At 57.9% G+C, this 18713-nt stretch carries 18 protein-coding genes; 10 read left to right on the plus strand and 8 right to left on the minus strand.

Translation table 11 applies throughout. The annotated features are described in order from the left end of the window. The first annotated feature begins 341 nt into the window (after nucleotides 1-341). Both K2Q04_RS01830 and K2Q04_RS01835 read left to right on the plus strand, forming a co-directional pair. On the plus strand, nucleotides 342-941 hold the full coding sequence (locus K2Q04_RS01830) for a cysteine dioxygenase (protein ID WP_291158472.1): 600 nt from the start codon (nucleotides 342-344) through the stop codon (nucleotides 939-941). Continuing rightward, nucleotides 938-2548 (plus strand): rhodanese-like domain-containing protein, encoded by a 1611-nt coding sequence (locus tag K2Q04_RS01835; protein WP_291158474.1) that lies wholly within the window; start codon nucleotides 938-940, stop codon nucleotides 2546-2548. The genes K2Q04_RS01830 and K2Q04_RS01835 overlap by 4 nt, the downstream gene beginning before the upstream one ends. Before the next feature lie 62 nt (nucleotides 2549-2610). Here the strand turns inward: K2Q04_RS01835 and K2Q04_RS01840 are convergent, their stop codons facing one another. From K2Q04_RS01840 to K2Q04_RS01860, 5 genes are all read right to left on the minus strand, one after another. Further along, nucleotides 2611-3009 (minus strand): ferredoxin family protein, encoded by a 399-nt coding sequence (locus tag K2Q04_RS01840; RefSeq protein ID WP_291158476.1) that lies wholly within the window; start codon nucleotides 3007-3009, stop codon nucleotides 2611-2613. Beyond that, nucleotides 3006-4613, minus strand: a complete 1608-nt coding sequence (locus K2Q04_RS01845; protein ID WP_291158478.1) for an FAD-binding protein — start codon at nucleotides 4611-4613, stop codon at nucleotides 3006-3008. The genes K2Q04_RS01840 and K2Q04_RS01845 overlap by 4 nt, the downstream gene beginning before the upstream one ends. A gap of 117 nt (nucleotides 4614-4730) precedes the next feature. After that, nucleotides 4731-5864 (minus strand): acyl-CoA dehydrogenase family protein, encoded by a 1134-nt coding sequence (locus tag K2Q04_RS01850; protein WP_291158480.1) that lies wholly within the window; start codon nucleotides 5862-5864, stop codon nucleotides 4731-4733. A 47-nt stretch (nucleotides 5865-5911) separates the two neighbouring features. Then, the gene (locus K2Q04_RS01855) at nucleotides 5912-7249 is read right to left on the minus strand and encodes an LLM class flavin-dependent oxidoreductase (RefSeq protein ID WP_291158482.1); all 1338 of its coding nucleotides are present in this window, start codon (nucleotides 7247-7249) and stop codon (nucleotides 5912-5914) included. A 59-nt stretch (nucleotides 7250-7308) separates the two neighbouring features. Continuing rightward, nucleotides 7309-8103 (minus strand): class II aldolase/adducin family protein, encoded by a 795-nt coding sequence (locus K2Q04_RS01860; RefSeq protein WP_291158484.1) that lies wholly within the window; start codon nucleotides 8101-8103, stop codon nucleotides 7309-7311. 392 nt (nucleotides 8104-8495) lie between these two features. Between K2Q04_RS01860 and K2Q04_RS01865 the strand changes: the two genes are divergently transcribed. The 3 genes from K2Q04_RS01865 (at nucleotide 8496) to msuE (ending at nucleotide 11271) form a co-directional block, all read left to right on the plus strand. Continuing rightward, nucleotides 8496-9605, plus strand: a complete 1110-nt coding sequence (locus K2Q04_RS01865) for an LLM class flavin-dependent oxidoreductase (RefSeq protein WP_291158486.1) — start codon at nucleotides 8496-8498, stop codon at nucleotides 9603-9605. Then, entirely contained in the window at nucleotides 9602-10582 is a 981-nt protein-coding gene (locus tag K2Q04_RS01870; protein WP_291158488.1) for a D-isomer specific 2-hydroxyacid dehydrogenase family protein, read from the plus strand. Before K2Q04_RS01865 ends, K2Q04_RS01870 begins: the two co-directional genes overlap by 4 nt. Nucleotides 10583-10695: 113 nt before the next feature. Beyond that, on the plus strand, nucleotides 10696-11271 hold the full coding sequence (gene msuE, locus K2Q04_RS01875) for an FMN reductase (RefSeq protein WP_291158490.1): 576 nt from the start codon (nucleotides 10696-10698) through the stop codon (nucleotides 11269-11271). Here the strand turns inward: msuE and K2Q04_RS01880 are convergent. Further along, a complete protein-coding gene (locus tag K2Q04_RS01880) occupies nucleotides 11171-13015 on the minus strand; it encodes an ATP-dependent helicase (protein WP_291158492.1) in 1845 nt (614 codons plus the stop codon). The genes msuE and K2Q04_RS01880 overlap by 101 nt on opposite strands. A gap of 174 nt (nucleotides 13016-13189) precedes the next feature. Between K2Q04_RS01880 and K2Q04_RS01885 the strand changes: the two genes are divergently transcribed. Together K2Q04_RS01885 and K2Q04_RS01890 are read left to right on the plus strand one after the other, a co-directional pair. Beyond that, on the plus strand, nucleotides 13190-13609 hold the full coding sequence (locus K2Q04_RS01885; RefSeq protein WP_291158494.1) for an ATP-dependent endonuclease: 420 nt from the start codon (nucleotides 13190-13192) through the stop codon (nucleotides 13607-13609). A gap of 144 nt (nucleotides 13610-13753) precedes the next feature. Then, nucleotides 13754-14401, plus strand: a complete 648-nt coding sequence (locus tag K2Q04_RS01890; RefSeq protein WP_291158496.1) for a DNA-binding protein — start codon at nucleotides 13754-13756, stop codon at nucleotides 14399-14401. A gap of 211 nt (nucleotides 14402-14612) precedes the next feature. Here K2Q04_RS01890 and K2Q04_RS01895 read toward each other — a convergent pair whose 3' ends face one another. Continuing rightward, nucleotides 14613-15068: a hypothetical protein gene (locus tag K2Q04_RS01895; protein WP_291158498.1), complete on the minus strand. Its 456-nt coding sequence runs from the start codon at nucleotides 15066-15068 to the stop codon at nucleotides 14613-14615. A 2-nt stretch (nucleotides 15069-15070) separates the two neighbouring features. Continuing rightward, nucleotides 15071-15547 (minus strand): hypothetical protein, encoded by a 477-nt coding sequence (locus K2Q04_RS01900; RefSeq protein ID WP_291158500.1) that lies wholly within the window; start codon nucleotides 15545-15547, stop codon nucleotides 15071-15073. Nucleotides 15548-16080: 533 nt separating this feature from the next. Here K2Q04_RS01900 and K2Q04_RS01905 point away from each other — a divergent pair. Genes K2Q04_RS01905 through K2Q04_RS01915 form a run of 3 tightly spaced genes read left to right on the plus strand, consistent with a single transcriptional unit; the run spans nucleotide 16081 to nucleotide 18504 of the window. Next, nucleotides 16081-16362 (plus strand): DUF3489 domain-containing protein, encoded by a 282-nt coding sequence (locus tag K2Q04_RS01905; RefSeq protein WP_291158502.1) that lies wholly within the window; start codon nucleotides 16081-16083, stop codon nucleotides 16360-16362. 8 nt (nucleotides 16363-16370) lie between these two features. After that, the gene (locus tag K2Q04_RS01910; protein WP_291158504.1) at nucleotides 16371-16814 is read left to right on the plus strand and encodes a DUF2924 domain-containing protein; all 444 of its coding nucleotides are present in this window, start codon (nucleotides 16371-16373) and stop codon (nucleotides 16812-16814) included. Beyond that, nucleotides 16807-18504 carry a recombinase family protein gene (locus K2Q04_RS01915; protein WP_291158506.1) on the plus strand — a complete coding sequence of 566 codons (1698 nt, stop codon included), beginning with the start codon at nucleotides 16807-16809 and terminating at the stop codon, nucleotides 18502-18504. The genes K2Q04_RS01910 and K2Q04_RS01915 overlap by 8 nt, the downstream gene beginning before the upstream one ends. Nucleotides 18505-18713: the final 209 nt, after the last annotated feature.

Genomic DNA, 18713 nt, shown 5'->3' on the forward strand with positions numbered 1-18713 from the left:
GTTGGCCGTCTGGCGCGCAGCTGCCCGTGCTTTTCGCGTCATCGAGAGAGAGTGCGCCGCAGGCTCGCGCGCCCAAGCTGCCACGCCAGCGGCCCTCGTGCTGGCGGAGTTGAGCGAAGCGAATTCATCCAGGGCTGCTACAGGTCCCGAAGCCTGCATTCAATCCGTTACGTGCGTGCCGCGCAATCGGCTACGCGTGTGCCATGCCGACGCGGAGAGGAAGTGCGATTTCGTTATGATAAAAAATGAAATGTGCCTTGAGCATTCTTAACTTGCTCATCCCTCTGCCGGTGCGTTTAGTTTTCTGTCGCGGGACGTGCCGCGATATCTGGATTGAGCCCATGACCTCCATCGTTCCGTTGCGGGAATTCGTTGTCCGCTTCACCGGGCTTTTCGCGCGCGATTTGCCGGTCGATGCCGTGCAAAAAGAAGGCGCTGTTTTGCTGCGTGAACTTGTTGCGCACGATAATTGGTTGCCGGAGCCGTTCGCGCAGCCGAACCCGGAACGTTACACCCAGTATCTGCTTCATTGCGATCCGCTGGAGAGATTCTCGGTCGTAAGTTTCGTCTGGGGACCGGGACAAAAGACTCCACTTCATGATCACCGTGTGTGGGGTCTCATCGGAATATTGCGTGGCCGCGAGGCTGAGACGCAGTTCGCGCGCGGACCGAATGGTCGCTTCGAGCCGCGGGAGACAACCGTACTCACGCCTGGAGAGGTTGCGATCCTTACTCCCGAGGTCAACGATTATCACCAGGTTGCCAATGCGTTGGCGGACCAGGCGTCAATCTCTATCCACGTCTATGGCGCCAATATCGGAGCGGTGTCGCGCGCGACATACGATCCGGAAAGCGGTCGAGAGAAGAAGTTCATCTCTGGTTATTCGAGTTCCGAGATTCCCAATCTTTGGGATCGTTCGCGTGCAGCGGAAGCTGCATGAACGTGCCGGTTTCGCTCCCCATTACAACCTCCACCTCGGAGGAGGTGCGGCGCCGGCTCCGCGGCGGCGAGGAGATCGCGTTTCTCGATTTGCGTGAAGAAGCCCCTTTCGCGCAGGCGCATCCGTTGTTTGCGGTCAATCTGCCGCTCGGCCGGATCGAAGAGCGCATTGCTGCCCTTGTGCCGCGCCGTACTGCGCCGCTAGTCATCTATGACAATGGCGAGGGACGTGTGGGCCGCGCGTTGCCGGTGCTCGCCGCGCTTGGCTATAGGAACGTATCGCTTCTCGATGGCGGCCTCGAGGGATGGCGGCAATCGGGTGGCGAAATCTTCATCGACGTCAATGTGCCGTCCAAGGCGTTTGGAGAGCTTGTCGAGCACGTTCGACATACGCCGTCGCTACCGGCTCCCGAACTCAAAGAGCGAATCGCGCGGGGCGACGATCTGGTCATTCTCGATGCGCGCCGCTTCAGTGAATTCAATGTCATGTCAATTCCGGGAGGTCGCTCGGTGCCCGGTGCGGAACTGGCGCTGCGCGTCCGTGACCTGGCGCCTTCGCCGGCAACCACTGTGGTCGTGAATTGCGCTGGCCGCACGCGGTCGATCATCGGCGCGCAATCGCTGCTCAACGCCGGCATTCCCAATCCGGTTTTCGCCTTGCGCAACGGTACGATCGGCTGGACGCTCGCGGGTTTCGATCTGGCGCGCGGCGCCTCGGATCGCGCTGGCGAGCCGGGCGCGGAGAATATCGCAAAGGCGCGGGCGGCGGCCGTGGAACTCGCCGCGCAAACCGGGGTTCGGGGGATCGACGCCGCCGGGCTCTCAGCTCTTGAAGCCGATCCGGCCCGTACCCTCTACAAACTGGATGTGCGCGCGCCCGAGGACTACGAGTCCGGTCATCTTGAGGGTTTCCGCTCCGCGCCGGGCGGCCAGCTTGTGCAGGCGACAGACGAATGGATCGGCGTGCGGCACGGCACCATCGTGCTGACCGATGATGATGGGGTGCGCGCACGCATGACGGCGCACTGGCTGCGCCAGCTCGGCTGGCGGGAGGTCTATGTACTGGACGATCGGTCTGGGCTACCGTCCCAGCGGGGACCGGAGCCGCCGATCCTTGCGGGCTCCTTGCCGGAGGTGGAAACGGTTGCTCCCCTGGATTTCGCATCCGAGAAGGGCGGCGATCGATTGCTGATCGATCTCGCGACAAGTCCGGAATTTCGCAAGGGTCATGTTCCGGGGGCAATGTTTGCCATTCGTGGCGATCTCTCCGGTCACCCGCGACTCACTGGCGCGAAGGACATCGTTCTCACCTCGCCCGATGGCGTGGCGGCGCGGATCGTGGCGCCGGAAATCGCCGCCGCCACGGGCGCCAGACTGCTCGTGATCGAGGGCGGAACGCGAGCCTGGGTTGCGGCAGGATTGCGGGTCGAAACGGGGTTCGATTCAGCTGCGGCGCTCTCGGAGCCCATTGATGTCTACAAACGTCCCTACGAGGGCACAGACAATGCCGCGGCGGCCATGCAAGCCTATCTCGACTGGGAGTTCGGCCTTGTGGCGCAGCTCGATCGTGACGGTACGCATGGCTTCTTCGTATATGCGCCGGCTTAGGCGCTAAGTGCAGCCCTGACTGACAAGCAGGTCATTGACGGCTTTTTGCCGGGATACGCTATCTATTTCGGTAGCTGGTTTTCTTCCGCTCCGGCGTGTGGTCCCGACTTCGCCTCCTCCGAAGCGGCCGCAGTGGCGCGACGGAATACAACATCCATCAGCCATTGCTCGTTGGGAAAACGATCCGCCCATTCGTCCCAGCCGGAGTGCTTCCGGTATTGGCCAAGACAACCTGACGCGACCACCTCCTCCGGGCTCACAGCGACCCGGCGGTCGCAATCGGGCGCCACGTAAATCGCATCGGCGCGACAATAGAGCTCGCACATAAAGCAGGTCTGACAGTCCTCCACCCGCACCAGAACGGGCAGGCCAGCGTCGCCCTGATCAAGCACGTTCGCCGGACAGACTTCGACGCATGCTCCGCAATCAGTGCACCGATCCGCGACAATGAGCTCGATCATGATGCTGCCTCGAATTGGCCGGGCCGGGCATTTGTGCTCGTCTCGTCGATCCTCACCCAGGCCTGGTCCAATCCGCCGCTGAGAAGGCGCACTGCAAATCCGGAATCCTGCAAGGGAAAATCCTCGCGGCGATGGATGCCTCTGCTCTCACGACGCGTCGTTGCCGTGGCCACCGACCAGCGTGCCGTTGCGAGCAGAGCCGCCGTCTCACGCACAGCAAGCGTGCCTGTGTGTGCGTGATCCGCCAGCTCGGCCCACAGATCTTCGAGTACGAGCGAGGATGCCTTGAGCCCGGCCTCGGTACGGAAGAGAGTTTTCTCAAACGGATGCATCTCGGCTCGCACACCGCTACGCGCCGCGGCGGCATCGACCGCTTTTGGCTGCCGACGTGGCCGAAGTCCGGCACGACCGAGCGGCCGAAGATGCGTGCCGTCACGCTGCGTGCCGCGTGCTAAACGCGCTGCCGCACGTCCGGCAAGGACACCGGATGAAAGCGCCCAGGCCGAATTGACATTGCCGCCACCAGTAACCGCGCCCGCGACCTTCTCGCGGGATGCATTGTCGCCCGCGACGAACAACCCTGAAACGGATGTCGCGCAATCGGCGTCGTGCACGCGCACGCCGCCGACGCCTCGAATGGTACCGTCATTGTGCAGCGTAACCTCGAACCGATCACGGTAGGGATCGATGCCCCAGCGGTCAAATACCAGCGGGACGTTCGGGGAGATTGTATGCAGCCTCGCCTTGATGTCGTCCGGCATTCGGTTCAGCGAACAATAGACGGGACCCCGCTGCAGCGCGCGAGCCAGGGAAACCGTCAAATCCGGGCCCATCTTCGGCAAATCCAGTTCGTGTCCGTCGGCGCCGTAGTAAGTCGCGAACGAATAGGCCATGCTTCGCGTCATCGTGGAGTGCGCCGGTGCAATCGTGTAGACGGCGGTGAATTCCATTCCGGACATCTCGGCACCCGCCTCGGCCGCCATGAGGTAGCCATCTCCAGTGTTCGTTCCCGATCCGAGCAAATGAGACAGGAAGCTGGTTCCACCAGCCGCGAGGATCACCGCACCGGCATTGACCTGAAACAGCCGGCCCCCTTCTCGCCGTCGCAGGCCTCGTGCTCCGCCGATCGAGCCATCCGATCTCGCCAGCAGCTCAAGGACCGGTGAATGATCGAGAATGGTGACGCCGAGGCTCAAAACGTGATGACGTAGGGCACGCATATATTCGGGCCCACGCACGGCGCGGTAGTTCACGCGACCTGCCTCGTCGATGCCGAACGCGTAGTGGCGGGCAAGTGTCGGCAACGTGCGCCAAGTCTGATCAATAATGCGATACATCCACTCGGCCTCACCAAGGCCAAGGCCGGCGGCAACGCGATTGGCCACCGCGATGTCGCGCGCTTCAGGAGGATTCGGCGGAACCCACCAATGACCAGGTCCTGCCGTGGCTGTGACGCCACTCGTGCCGCAATAACCCTTGTCAGCCAGAACGACCTTCGCACCGGCCTGCGCGGCGGATGTCGCAGCCCAGGCGCCTGCCATTCCGCCACCCACGATCAGCACGTCGGTCGTTATCGATAGGTCTTCAAGCGATGAAGAAGTCATCACCACTGCCTTTGAATAACACTGCTTGTTTGCTAGCAGATTTCAAGCTGCTCGCGCGGTTGTCTTCGATGCCCAGTCAGATGCGTCGACGCACTGAATTCTCGCAATCAAGGTCGCTTAGACGCCTAGTGCGGCCCGCCCCGAGGCAGACAGCACCACATCCTGCTGCGGCGTGTGAATGCGCCCGCAAAGCACGTCGCGATAGTGCCGTTCCAGCGGATTGCTCTGGGTGAGTGCAGGATTGCCAATGGCGGCCACGCCTTTGCTTATTGCGGCTATGGCGTTTTCCGTCACCACATGCTTGACGAGCCCTGCATCGGTCGTCGGCTTCTCGCCCGCTTCCTCACGCGAGACGGCATGCTCGATGAGGGACCGGTTCACTAGCAAAAGCGCCTCTATTTCTCCGAGCAGCGCTTGAAAGCGCGGCTGCGTTGCCAGGGACTTGCCGAGATTGGAAGGGATACGGTCCTGCAGAAAGGAGATCAGCCAGGTGCGGGCGGATCGCGCGATGCCGTCATAAAGTGCCGCGACGGCGACCGCATGCCAGCCCGCAAGGGCTTCCTCCGCTGCTTCGGCTGGCGGCTGCAAATTTACAAGATAGCGCTCGGGCAAAGCCACGTTCTCGAAAATGATCGTGTCGCTGCCGGTCGCACGCATTCCAAGATGAAACCAGCTTTTCTCGATACGCGTTCCTGGCAGATCGAGCGGCACGATGACCTGGCCGACACGCGGCTCGTCTTCGTCCGTGCGCGTCCAGACGACGCCCCAACTCAACGCGCTTGAGCCCGTCGAGAAGATTTTACGTCCGTTGAGGAGCCAGATGTCGCCTTCACGGCGAACCGTCGTTGCCGGCAAACCGCCCCGCGCGGGTGTCCCGAGTTCCGGCTCGACACGCAAAGCATTGATCAATGCGCCGTCGCGTACGATACTTGAAAGAACCTCGTCTTTGACGACTTCCGGCCAGATCGTCGAGTGGCCGATCGCGCCGCATTGAAGATATTGCATGATGAGGATCAAGGCCGTCGAGGGATCTCCTTCGCCGATCCGGCCGATGATCTCGACAACCTGTCGCAATCCGATTCCATGGCCGCCATAAGCGCGGGGAACGGTTGCAGCCAACAGTCCGGCAGTCTTAAGGTCAGCGATATTGTCGAACGCGATCTCTCCAATGCGGTCGTAGTGCGGAGCGCGATCCGCAAAAACAGTCACGATGCGATCGAGCGTCTCGGTGAGATTCAAGTTTGTCGTCAAAGATTCGATCCCAACTTTTTTCGCAGCGAGACGGCTCATGGCGCGGATCAGGCGCCGCTGCGGGCAAAGCGTTGTGCCCTATAGCGGTTGACGGGAATGTCCAGCCCGAGATTTTCACGCAATGTGTGGTGCGTGTAATCATTGCGAAACAGACCTCGCTCCTGCAAGCGCGGAACGACATGACGGACAAAAATCTCGAGTTGCCCTGGAAGAGTTTCGAAGAAAATGAAACCATCTGCGGCTTCGTTCTCAAACCAATATTTCAGCCGGTCCACAATCTCGTCGGGCGCCCCCACGAATTCGCTCCGCGGCGTTGCGATTTGCTGGGCAATCTGGCGCAAGGTCAGATTACCGGCACGCACAGCTTTCAAGATGCGTTGTGAATTGCTTTGGCTCGAATCACGACCCAGGACTTCGACGTCGGGAAAGGGACCGTCGAGGTCATACTGAGAAAAATCGTGGTCGCTGAACATCCGAGAAATCATGCCGAGACCCGTTTTCAACGAGCCAAGCGAAACCAACTCCTGGTATCGCGCTTCGGCATCCTGCGGCGTAAGTCCGATGACGGGATTGATACCAGGGAATACGTAAGGCAGCTTCTCACCACGTCCGGCATTGCGGGCCCGTTGCTTGACGTCGCGATAAAATTCCTGCGCCTCTTCGAGATTTTGCGGGATAGTAAAAATGACTTCCGCGCGCCGGGCGGCGAAATTCCGGCCGGTGTCCGAGGCGCCGGCCTGGAAGATCACCGGCTGACCCTGGGGGGAACGGCTGATGTTAAGCGGCCCCCGGACGTGAAAGTATTGACCCCTGTAATCGAGCCGATGCAGTTTGGCAGGATCGACGAAAGTGCCGCTTTGCTTATCGCCGACAAGCGCATCGTCTTCCCAACTGTCCCAAAGTCCCTGGACGACGTCTAGATATTCCGCAGCGATGCGATAGCGTTCGGCATGTTCTGGATGTTTGTCGCGGCTGAAGTTTGCCGCCGTCTCGCCGAGCCAGGATGTAACGACGTTCCAGCCCGTGCGGCCACTGCTGATATGATCGAGCGAGGCAAATTGCCGGGCCACGTTGAAAGGCTCTGAGTAGCTCACTGTCACAGTGCCGACGAGTCCGATGTAGCGGGTCGCTCCCGCAAGCGCCGACAAAATGGTGATCGGCTCGAAGCGGCTCAGATAATGTGGACTGGATTTTTCGTTGATCGAGAGTGAATCGGCAACAAAGACGAAATCGAACTTACCTTCTTCGGCGAGCCGCGTCTGATGAAGGTAAATGGGATAACTGGTGCTTGCATGAACGTCACGGTCGGGATGGCGCCAATCGTCCCAGGTACGGCCGACACCATGAAGGATATGGCCGAGTTTCATTTTGCGAGAGAAGGACATTCCAGTTTACTTTTTTTATGGCGAGGCCGATCACGCTATAAGAATTGATGGCGGCGATTTTATCGGTCGAAACCAGGCGAGTGCCGTGTTGCCTTGCGTAAGGAAGCTTCCCAGGCGAGTTCATAGGCGCTCTTGCTACCTTCGACAGGCTTGCGGGTGCGATTAATCTGTTGACGCACTTCCACTTGCGCTGTCTCTGGAGCAATCAGAACTTTATCGCGTCCAATCGATAGCGTCCGTACTTGCGCGGTGCACGCAGATTCGAGCGAATAGATTCGGGTCCACGCGGCGCCGGGCGATGACCCAAGCGCGAGCGTGCCGTGATTGCGCAAAAGAAAATAGTTATTGTCGCCGAGATCGGCGATCAGCCGCGCCCGTTCGTCAAGGTTCAACGCTATGCCTTCGTAATCGTGATAGGCGAGCGAGGGAATGATAGCGAGCGCGCGCTGGTTCAGTGGCAGCAAACCGTCGGCCTGAGCGGAAACGGCGACTCCATCGGCGGAATGAAAATGCGCGATATAAAGCGCATCTGGCCGAGCGGCGTGAATCGCGGAATGAATCACGAAGCCGGCATAATTGATGCCGTAATCGTTTTCCTCGACGAGATTGCCGTCAAGATCGATCTTCACCAGGCTGGAGGCGGTGATTTCCTCGAACATCAGGCCATAAGGATTGATGATGAAATGTTCCTCCTTGCCCGGCACGCGCGCGGAAATGTGAGTGAAGATAAGGTCGTCCCACTGGTAAATCGCTGCAAGCCGATAGAATGCTGCGAGATTAACCCGGACAGACCATTCTTCCGGCGAGATATTCCGCGGGATGCCTTGAGGGCTAGGGAAGGCAAGGGCTGTCATCACAACCTCCGTTACTGAACAAGTCATGTTCTAAGCGCCGGCGGCGGTACGTCAGAATGAAAAAATGAAATGTGTGCTTCAACGATCTCTTGATCGCGTGCAGACCCCACAGTTCTCCGTCATGGAAGAGAGTCTCTCCGGCGCTGAGGAACTCTCCCAAAATGCATGGGAGCCATGCTGCGCATCATGGACGCGGGGAGGACGGCGAATGGGGGAGCGTGCCGCCGGGAATATTGGACAGCCCTCCGGTCAGGGCAGGGGGGAGAAACCAGGCCCCCCCCGTGAGTTTCTTCAATGCACGGCTTGAAGGATATGAAATGTTTTCCAGGCGTCCCTGCCGATAGAGTTCTTGTGGCAGCCGTTGCCGCACAAAAGTTCCCCGGGGGTGTCTCATGTCTGTGCAATTCATTGGAATGGTCGTCGCGCAGGAAACTTCGGAGAGCATCGCGCCGAAGGGACCGGCTCTCGACAAGAAATATCTTCGTGCCCTCGTGAAGGCGCACGATGCCAGCGGCTTCGACCGGATCCTGATCGCTCATTCGAGCGCCTCTGTCGATGGCTTGCAAATCGCGGCGGACATCATCCATCAATCCGATCGCATTGCGGTCCTGCTCGCCAACAGGCCGGGCTTCATCTCTCCGACATACGCGGCGCGGGCGTTCGCGACGCTGGATCAGTTCAGTGACGGCCGACTCGCTATTCACATCATCAGCGGCGGAGACGATCAGGAGCAGCAGCGCGACGGCGATTATCTCGATCACGATCAGCGCTATGCGCGAAGCGAGGAATATATCCAGATCCTCAAGGAGATCTGGACCAACGATCAGCCGATCGATCACGAAGGCACCTATTACAAGTTCAAAGGTGCGTTCTCATCGATCAAGCCGACGCAGAAGCCGCATATTCCGATCTATTTCGGCGGCGCTTCTGACGTGGCGATCAAGGTGGCAGGGCGCTTTGCCGATGTTTATGCCCTATGGGGTGAATCGCTCGCCCAGGTGCGTGAGACCATCGCGCGTGTCCGCGCCGCCGCCGCGCCCTTCGGCCGCGCCAATCAGATCAAATTCAGTCTGTCCCTACGTCCCGTTCTCGGCGCGACCGAAGCCAAGGCCTGGGAAAAGGCGGACGAGATTTTGACCAAGGCCAAAGCCGCGGTCGCGCAAAATTCCTTTTATCAACGCAGCAATCCGCCGGTAAATGTCGGCTCGCTACGGCTGCTTGAAACCGCTGCGACCGGCCGTGTCGTCGATAAGCGACTGTGGACTGAAATCGCCGCGCTGACCGGTGCTAAGGGCAATTCCACGTCGCTGGTCGGCACGCCCGAACAGGTCGCTGAATCACTGCTCGAATATTATGATCTCGGCATCACGACCTTTCTGATCCGCGGCTTCAATCCGCTTGAGGATACGATCGAATATGGTCGCGAGCTTATTCCGCTTGTCCGCAAGGCCGTGGCCGAACGTGAGGCCGCTGCGCCCAGAGTGGAAGCCAAGGCCGGATGAACCAAATTATCGATGCCAAGGTGCGGCCTCTCGTTATCGCGAGCCAATTGGGCAAAGCCTTCAACGAGAGGATTGCCCAACGTGTCCCGGGGCTTGCGTTTGTCGATCTGGCGCGGGGAGACTTCGATATCGCGGCGAGCGATGCTGAAGTGCTCCTCGCCATGCCATTGCGTGCGGCGGAAGTCCGGGCATTGAGTGAGACACCTGCGGCATGGCCTGGAGCCATCCGCTGGGTTCAATTGTTCTCGGCGGGCTCTGACGGCTATCCCCGCTGGGTATTCGACGCACCGCTCGTCACTTGCGCTCGAGGTCCCTCGGCGCAGCCGATCGCCGAGTATGTGTTCGCCACGATTTTAAACGCTGCCCGCCGGCTGCCCGAGCTCTGGGCGCATAGTCCCGAAGAATGGGAAAGAAATAAATTGCGGACGCGCGATGTCGCCGGCGCCACGCTCGGCCTGATCGGTTTCGGCGCGATCGGGCGGAGGATCGCCGAACTCGCCCTGCCCTTTGGCTTTCGCGTCGTGGCACACCGACGCACCGACGCGCCACTTGGGATCGACGGTGTCGAACGCGCGCCTGACATCGGCGCGCTGTTGGCGCAGTCCGATTATGCCGTTCTCGCGCTTCCCGCGACACCGCAAACCTATCGCATCATCGATAAAGACGTTCTGGCGCAAGCCAAGCGCGGGCTGCACTTCATCAATGTCGCGCGCGGCTCGCTTATCGATCAAGAGGCTCTGCTCGATGCCTTGAATCGTGAGGTGATCGGTCTCGCGAGCCTGGATGTCACAGACCCGGAGCCGCTGCCGGAGGGGCATCCCTTCTACACGCATCCTCGCGTGCAGCTCTCGCCGCATATTTCCATGATAACTGAGGGAGCTTTCGACAAGCTCATCGACAAGCTCGTCGACAATATCAATCGCTATCGCGAACGACGGCCGTTGCCCGACATTGTCGATCCACATCGGGGCTATTGAGTTGGTGTCGGAAGCTCCGGCGCCATCGTCTACCGCGTCCACTGATCGCCAACGTTTCGCTGAATGGAAAGCGCTCTACTCCATTGAGGCGGCTCCTATCGAGAACCAGAGACATGTCAGCACTGCCAACAGTTCCGCTTAACGTTGTCGCCGTCAGTGGCAATATGCATCGTCCGTCCAAATCGAGGGCGCTCGCGGCTCACGTGAGCGAGGCAATCGCTGCGCGTGCGCGAATTGATGTGCGCTCTTTCGACCTCGTCGATGCGGGGCCGGGCTTAGGCGCGTTCGTGCGAACAGGGCTTTCTCCGGATGCTCGGAAAGTTCTAGAGGCTATCGAAAACGCTGAAGCGCTTATCGTCTCGGCTCCGGTTTACAAGGGCTCGTATCCGGGGCTGCTCAAGCATCTTTTCGACTTCGTGGACCCGACAGCCCTTGTAGGCAAGCCCGTCCTGCTCGCTGCTGTAGGCGGCGGTTTGCGTCACGCCCTGGTCATCGAGCATCAATTGAGGCCGCTGTTTGGATTCTTCTCGGCTTTGACGGTCCCGACTGCCGTTTATGCCGCGGACAGCAATTTTATCGACGGCGTGATCATCGATCCCGTCGTGAAAGAGCGGATCGATCTCGCCGTCTCGCAGTTCGTCGCTCTCTTGAAGACAGTCGATCGGAAAGTCGCCGTCGAGTTGGCCTAGCAGCACCGGCGACATGATGCTTTTGAGCATCCGGGGGTGAACGAAGGGGGAGTGAAGCAGTACTCAAGTTCAGGCAAATAGCCTTAAATCTTCTCATCTTGTTCGACCTGCTCTTGTGATTGGGAATGACGTCATCATTCATCTCCAAGAGAATAACAGCTCGAAACTCTCGTCCCTTCGCGCTGTGAAACGTCGACAAGTTCAGCGCCCCCGAGCCCGATGTGTCACCACAAAAGACACCCATGCCAAGCGCGCTTCCCTTTCCGTTCGGCGTAGTTCGCTCGATCATCTCATCGAGATCGGTCCAATTCTCGCCTATGGTCCGAGCCCGTGCAGACCACGGAGCGACAACCTCGTCTCGAAATTGTCGGAGCCAGTCATGGACCGGTGATTGGGGATCGACAGGCTTCAGGAATTTGACTAGTTCAGATTCTAGTTGCTTTCGCTCCTGCTCCTTTGCAGTCGTACCGAATACCAGCGATGTGGCTTCGCGCAGCAGATGCGCGAATTTGGGGTCCGCGAGCCTCCAGCCGCCGATCGCCCAACGAGCGCAACGTTCCACGAAGCGGGCGACTGGAGAATTTCGTTTGATCAAAGCTTGGTTGTCCGCGCGAACAAAAGGAATTCCTTTGGCCTCGGCGAGTTCGACCAGGTCTTTGCCATGTTTCGCCCATCGGTATAGAACACCGATTTCGTTCAGGCTGTAGCCCGCGTCCTGCAGCTGGGAAACCAGGGTATTTAGCACAAACGTCGCTTGAGCGGCGCGGCCGCCCTTTATGGGGTGGAAGCTGATGAGACCTTGATGCGCCCCATCTGGTCCTTTGTAATCGCGCTCCTCGCCAAGCGCGGCCATTGAAGCGCGGATAATTCGCGTGCCGCATCGATAGTTAAACTTGAGCTGTATCGTACTGACATCTGCACGCATCGACAATTCGTCCAGGAGCGAAGGCTCTGCGCCATTGAAGCCATAGATGGACTGGTCGGCATCTCCGACAGCGAATAGTCGGATACCGCTCTCAAAGCAGAGCTTCAGCACTAGGAGATGGAGAGCGCGGCCAAGATCCTGGTACTCATCAATGAAGAGAACAGGGTACTTGGCGCGAATAGAATCGCGGATCCATGCATGATGGGCGACCATGTCGTACGCGAGTAAGGGCATGTCGTCGAAATCGATCTTCTTGCGAGAACGTAGCTCGGCTTCGTAGGCCTCGATGAAATCCGCGAGTTCTGGATTGCGCCCCCTCCAATCTGGAGCCTCACGGTCAATAATCCTTTTGCGCTTGTCTGAAGCAAACTCCCAACGCTTTTTCGGATCGTCGTTGCCACCGATAGTGTTGGCATGGGCGATCGCAATCGCTTCCGCTCGTTCCTCCTCTGTTGCGACGCTTAAGCCGTTGACCCAATCAGGCAACACACAGCGGCCGTAAGGGAGAATGATTTGAGTGAGAGCAAAGCTATGAAGAGTTCCGATGAAGGTGCGATCGTCGCGCTCAATTCCAAGCGCGTTAAGGCGGTCTTCCAACTCGTAGGCGCACTCGTTGTTATATGTGATGCAAGCAACACCACGCGGTTCCTCCACATCCTCAATGAGCGTACGAGCCATAGCAGTCGTGAGTGTCTTCGTCTTTCCACTTCCGGGCCCGGCGAGCACGACGGCATTGGTCTTCATACGGGCCGCAGCAGCTTGTTCTTTGTTCTTTTCAAGCGATTGCAGGCAGGCCTGGAGCCGACGCTTCGAGTTCATGCGAGCTTCTCGACAACGTGATTGACCGCATCGGCGATGTACTTGGGCGGTGTGAGCGAGCTGATCCGATCTGCCAGACGCCGAGCGAACCGCCCCTTGCCGGACCATCCCCAAGGGGGCTCCCAAGGGCACTCTCTCGCGGCGCTCAGCCTATCCAAGGCGGACCGAGAGGATTTGGAAGGCTATCTAGACGCAACGCGCGCGGAGCTACTGTTTTCTCGCGGCGTGATCTTTGTTGAAGGCCCGGCTGCAGAGGTGTTGTTACCCGGATTCGCGGCGGCAGCCGGACACAATCTCGACGAACGTGGCCTGACGATCTGCAGCGTTGATGGGATCAATTTCGCGCCCTACGTCAGGATGGCCGAGCTGCTTTCTCTCCCCTACAGTGTCCTAACCGATTGGGATCCGATCGACGGCAAAGTACCACTGGGGTGGGCGCGCACCCAAGAATTGGTGTTGGACATCCGTCGGGCGCGGGGCCTCAAAGAGCTTTCCAAAGATCAGCTCAATAAGCTCTCGTCAGATCAGGGCGTCCTTCAAACCGTCGCCGTGAAGTACGGAATTTTCCTTAATAGCTCGATGCAGATCTTCTGATTTCGCACCGTATGAGTCTGATGGCCCATGCTGCCTGGAAGCGTGAATTGATGTCAGAAGGACAGCTAGCAGGTCTACTCAAGGTTAGTCGGGTGAAGATCCGAAAAATCGTCGATCAAATTGAGCTTGAGGACAGCGAGGCGAATGACCGGCTCAAGCTTTCTGATTGAAGAAGATCGATCACTAGTGCTCGACACGAGCGTGCTCATTAATCTGCATGCTTCACGATGTGGCGAGCGGATTCTCCAGACCATTCCGAACGGCTTTATCGTGCCGGAAATTGTTGCCCAGGAATTAGAAAACGAGACTAGCCAGGAGAACGGGGAGCATGGCTTCCTTCAAGGGCTCATTGCCCTCGGGCTCGTGGAAATTGTCGCTATGACAGATGAAGAGCGCGAAGTGTTTACCGACCTCGTTGGCCGCGCGCCGTCTCTTGATGACGGCGAAGCCTCGACGATCGCGATTGCATCCAGCCGGAGGCTCTTTCCCATCATCGACGAAAGGAAAGGACGCTCGCGAGCAGTACTTTTGACGTTCGAGGAGCCGGGTTGGACACTCGATCTGTTCCTGCATCCTCTCGTAAGGGCTGGGCTCAACTCTGCCGAACTTTCCCAGGCTGTGTACCGGGCTCTCCGCGAGGCACGGATGCGCATCGGCGAGCCTCGGTGTGACCAAGTAGTTGAGTTGATCGGGATCGAGCGAGCACTCGAATGTAGAAGCCTTCCCGCGTACAAGCCACGTTATAGCGAGTGGCAGGCTCGGCTGATGGCCAAACTGCCTGATAGTTTCTGAAGGCAGCGAGTCCGCTGGGGTCATCAACTATGGCCCTTAAACTTCAGCACTGTCCCCTTTAGCTGACTGCGAAAAGTTCGAGACGTTACTCGGCAACGGAGAAGTGGCGAGGTCCGCCAATAAAATCTTGCAGCTTTATCGCATAATGCCGATGCCCAGAAAGGAGGAGATGCTAAGCCGCTCGCAACAGAAGACGCGATTCACGCGCATGCTATTTTGTTAAACGAGATTGCCATGCGTAAAGGTCATTCACAAACTGATCGATAGACCCAACGGGCTCCGTGTGACCGCCGTGAGCACAATGATTTCGCGTGGCGTATGCTCTTAGTACCTTGCCATGCGCGGCATCGCGTCGATCCAGCACCAGCGCCAGTTTGGTTTCAAATGGCACCCGCTTTCCTATATATTCGGGGACATCCCACCCTCTTCTGGTAACCCAGTTGGCTACGGCGCTCCGTTTGTCCCTTACTCGCTCAAACAGTTGTGTAACCTCCGCCTCAAACTGACCAAACAGTAGGACAAAAAATCCCCTTTCCAATAGGTCGCGGGTACCGTCCAACCTTTCTACAGCCAATCTATTTCCCGCTGCCATGGCAGTTGCTACCTCAGCAGAGTATGCCTTTATCGCCCAATCATACGCAGCTTTTATTTCCGGCACCTTGTGCATGACTAGACCAACTCCGCGAGCTGCGCTGGCGTAAACTTGGTCCTCCTGTTAGATGCCTTCTTACTTTTCTTCTTTGACGGTAACGGCGTTTTGCCGGGTGTGAATAGTTCCCAATGTGCCGGTTCAAATTTGTCGGCCGTATCCAACAGCACAAACGCGCCCAACGGCGAATAGATATCGACTCGACCGTTTGCGCCTATCACCCAAAGCCCTTTGGGCTTAATCCAGATCATATATCCCTGAGGGCTTTGCAGTGAGAGCGTAGGTTGGTCTCGCGGTTCCAAATTGAAGCGGACCATGAGGTCTTCGAGCATTGGTGCGGGTGCGCCTTGTTCGACAGCCCACCGGTGATCGGCGGCCCATATTTTTATGCTCGCTAGCAGGGCATTTACGCGCTGCAACCAGTCGTCAATCCGCTTCTCGACATAGGCGCGAGTTATTTCGCTTTCTGACTCGCCACTGGGAACTTCGTCTTCCATCGCACCCGCCACACTGTTCGCCGTAGGCAATAAACACTATCATGTAACTTGGCGGCTGCCACTATCTGCAATCCGAACAGGCGCTCCAGACGGCGCGGCGCATGATAATCTTGCGAATAGGCAGGGAACCCCCATCAGCTGAGATTCGCCTGAGTGTTGTGCTGCAGGATGTGTGAGGGCCCGTTCGCCAGGCACTATCGCCTGATAGATTTCTCTCTATGCAGACATCATGTGTAAATCCCAAGTGCGTAAGCGATGATTTTTGAAATCTTTTGATGGAATTTCTTGTCGGCGCACTTCACGCGCCCAAAGAGCGGGCCAGATTCGGCTCATGGCTCGTCGAGCAATGAGCAAACGACCTCTTAACTGTACTGGACTTTTCGCGGAATTCGACTGGACTTCCAAGGCAAAGGAAGCAGTAGTGCCGTCGTCGCGGCGCACGCGCGTCTGCCGGCATTTCCTCGGCGAAGTACCGGGGCTTTGGGCAGTGGGAACATCGGCAATTAGGCCGATATTCCAAGGAAAAAACCCCCATGGCCCGCATAGCCCAATCTAAATCCAGAGCTATCACATTGGCGCAAACTGTAAGCGCGGCAAAAGCAGTACCGCCAGCTCCACGCGTTACGAAAAGTGCAAGCCTGATCGCGTTGCTTAAAACGAAGCGCGGCGCGACGCTTCCCGAAATGATGAAGGCGACTGGCTGGCAGCAGCATTCCGTGCGTGGCTTCCTTGCAGGCACGTTAAAAAAGCGTCACGGCCTCGAGGCTATATCGGAAAAACCAGAAGACGGTCCTCGACGTTACCGCCTGCGCTGAGCGTGATCATGTCGGAAAACAAACTACAACGCGAGCTGATCGACCTCGCTGGCGCATCAAGAGATGAACTCATCGGGCACTGGAGAAGGCTCACGAAACGTGAGCCTCCTCGTTATGCGAGCATGGAATTTCTTCGCCGGGCAGCCGCATATGCGATGCAGGAGCGCGAGTTGGGAGGTCCTCCCCAGTCTTTAAAGCGGCAACTCCATGCGGCCGCGCGAGGAAAGACGCTAACAAACCCAGTCGGCTTGGTTCACATCAAACCCGGTGTGAGGCTGCTGCGCGAATGGCATGGAATAACCCACGAGGTAATCGTCACCGACAATGGCTACGTTTGGGAGGGACATACCTACAAGAGCCTATCGGCGGTGGCACAAGCCATAAGCGGAGCAAAATGGAATGGGCCCCGTTTCTTCGGAATTGCGAAGGAGCGGAATACCACGAATGGCTGAACGCAAGATCATCCGTTGCGCGATCTACACGCGCAAGTCGTCAGACGAGGGGTTGGACCAAGACTTCAATTCACTCGACGCGCAGCGGGAAGCTTGCGCAGCCTATGTTGCCAGCCAGAAGCACGAAGGTTGGGTCGAGCTGCCCGACCGCTACGACGACGGTGGATTCTCGGGTGGCACTATGGAGCGCCCCGGCCTGAAGCAACTATTAGCCAATGTCCAGGGGAAGCGCGTCGACGTAATCGTCGTCTACAAAGTCGATCGCCTCACACGGTCTCTCGCAGACTTCGCCAAAATCGTCGAGATCCTTGACGCACAGGCAATCTCATTCGTTGCCGTCACGCAGCAGTTCAACACGACAACGTCCATGGGCCGTTTGACTCTGAACGTCCTATTGTCTTTTGCCCAGTTCGAGCGAGAAATCGCGGGCGAGCGTATCCGAGACAAGATCGCGGCATCTAAAGCCAAAGGCATGTGGATGGGAGGGAATGTGCCGCTCGGCTATGAGGCCAAGGATCGTTCGCTCAAGATCAATACTGGTGAGGCTGAAAAAGTACGGTCGATCTTTGATCGATATCTCAAACTGGGATCCGTGCATCTACTTGCTGACGAACTCCGAGTACGCCGTGTCTGTTCTCACCGTCGAACCACTTTAGACGGCAGGATCATCGGCGGTCATCCGATCTCACGCGGCAGCCTCTATTTGATCCTTCGGAATCCCGTTCACATCGGCCAGATAACACATAACGGAAAGGTTTATCCGGGACTACATGAACCCATTATCGAGCGAGAGATGTGGGATCGTGCTCAGAGGTTGCTCAATGGAAATCGCGTTATCTATCGCCGTAAAGAACGATCGCGCGTACCCAGTCCTCTTGCTGGACTTGTTTTCGACGGTGCCGGCGAGCGGTTAACTCCAACCCACACAAGCAAGAGAGGTCTTCGGTACCGGTATTACGTCTCACAATCGTCTGTCCGTGGCAGGCCGTCCAACGATGACAAGCGCTGGCGAATTCCGGCAACAGAACTTGAACAGATCATCGTCGACGCTCTGAGATCGCTTTTGCAAGACGAGAGTCGCTTGAGCAGCCTTGTTGGCTTGCATCGGATGGCTCCAGCTAATGCTAAGAGTGTACTCGTGGCCGCTGCCGCGCTTGGTGATACGTTCAGTATCGATCATCCGCACAAGCTTCGGAACGAACTTCACAAAATTATTCAAGAAATCGAGATCGCTGAGAAGTCGATTGCGATCACCGTTTCGCTGGATTCGCTCGCCAAAACATTCCATCTCAAAGATGCGACCGACCATGAGCTAGGAAACCATAAGATCGTGGTTCCGCTCCAGATTGCGAAACGTGGTGTCGAGCAGAAGCTTATTGTTGGAGCTAGTTTCATGGCTCCGGGCGTCCCCGACGAAACTCTTTTGACCGCGATCGCGCGGGCACATGTCTGGGTCGAGGAGTTGAAGATGGGCCGGGTCTGTAATTTGAACGAGATCGCCCATCGGCACGGATTGCCTTCATCTTATGTGCGCTCTCATTGGCCATTGGCGTTTTTGGCACCGAGCATCATCTCGGCTATTCTTGAGGGCCGACAGCCTGCGGATCTGAGTCTCAAGCAGCTCATGTACCGGACGGATTTGGCTCTCGACTGGGCACAACAACGTCGCCAGCTGGGATTCGATCGCTGATTGTGGGCCCCGGGCTTATTGGCTTTGCGGCTGCCCCTTTCAAACTGCTAGCCGCGATTCCACCAACGGAGACGAGGGCTCCCTAGGGGCTCAAAACTAGTCAGGTGGAGGACGGCTAATGCGCCGCAGTAGCTGTAGGTGTTAGCGTAACCCATGGATATATCGCCACTTTTCCGGCCCGCGGTTTGCTGAGGGTAGAGACGGAATTT

The sequence above is a fragment of the Hyphomicrobium sp. genome, assembly GCF_019753045.1.
Lineage (GTDB): Bacteria > Pseudomonadota > Alphaproteobacteria > Rhizobiales > Hyphomicrobiaceae > Hyphomicrobium_B.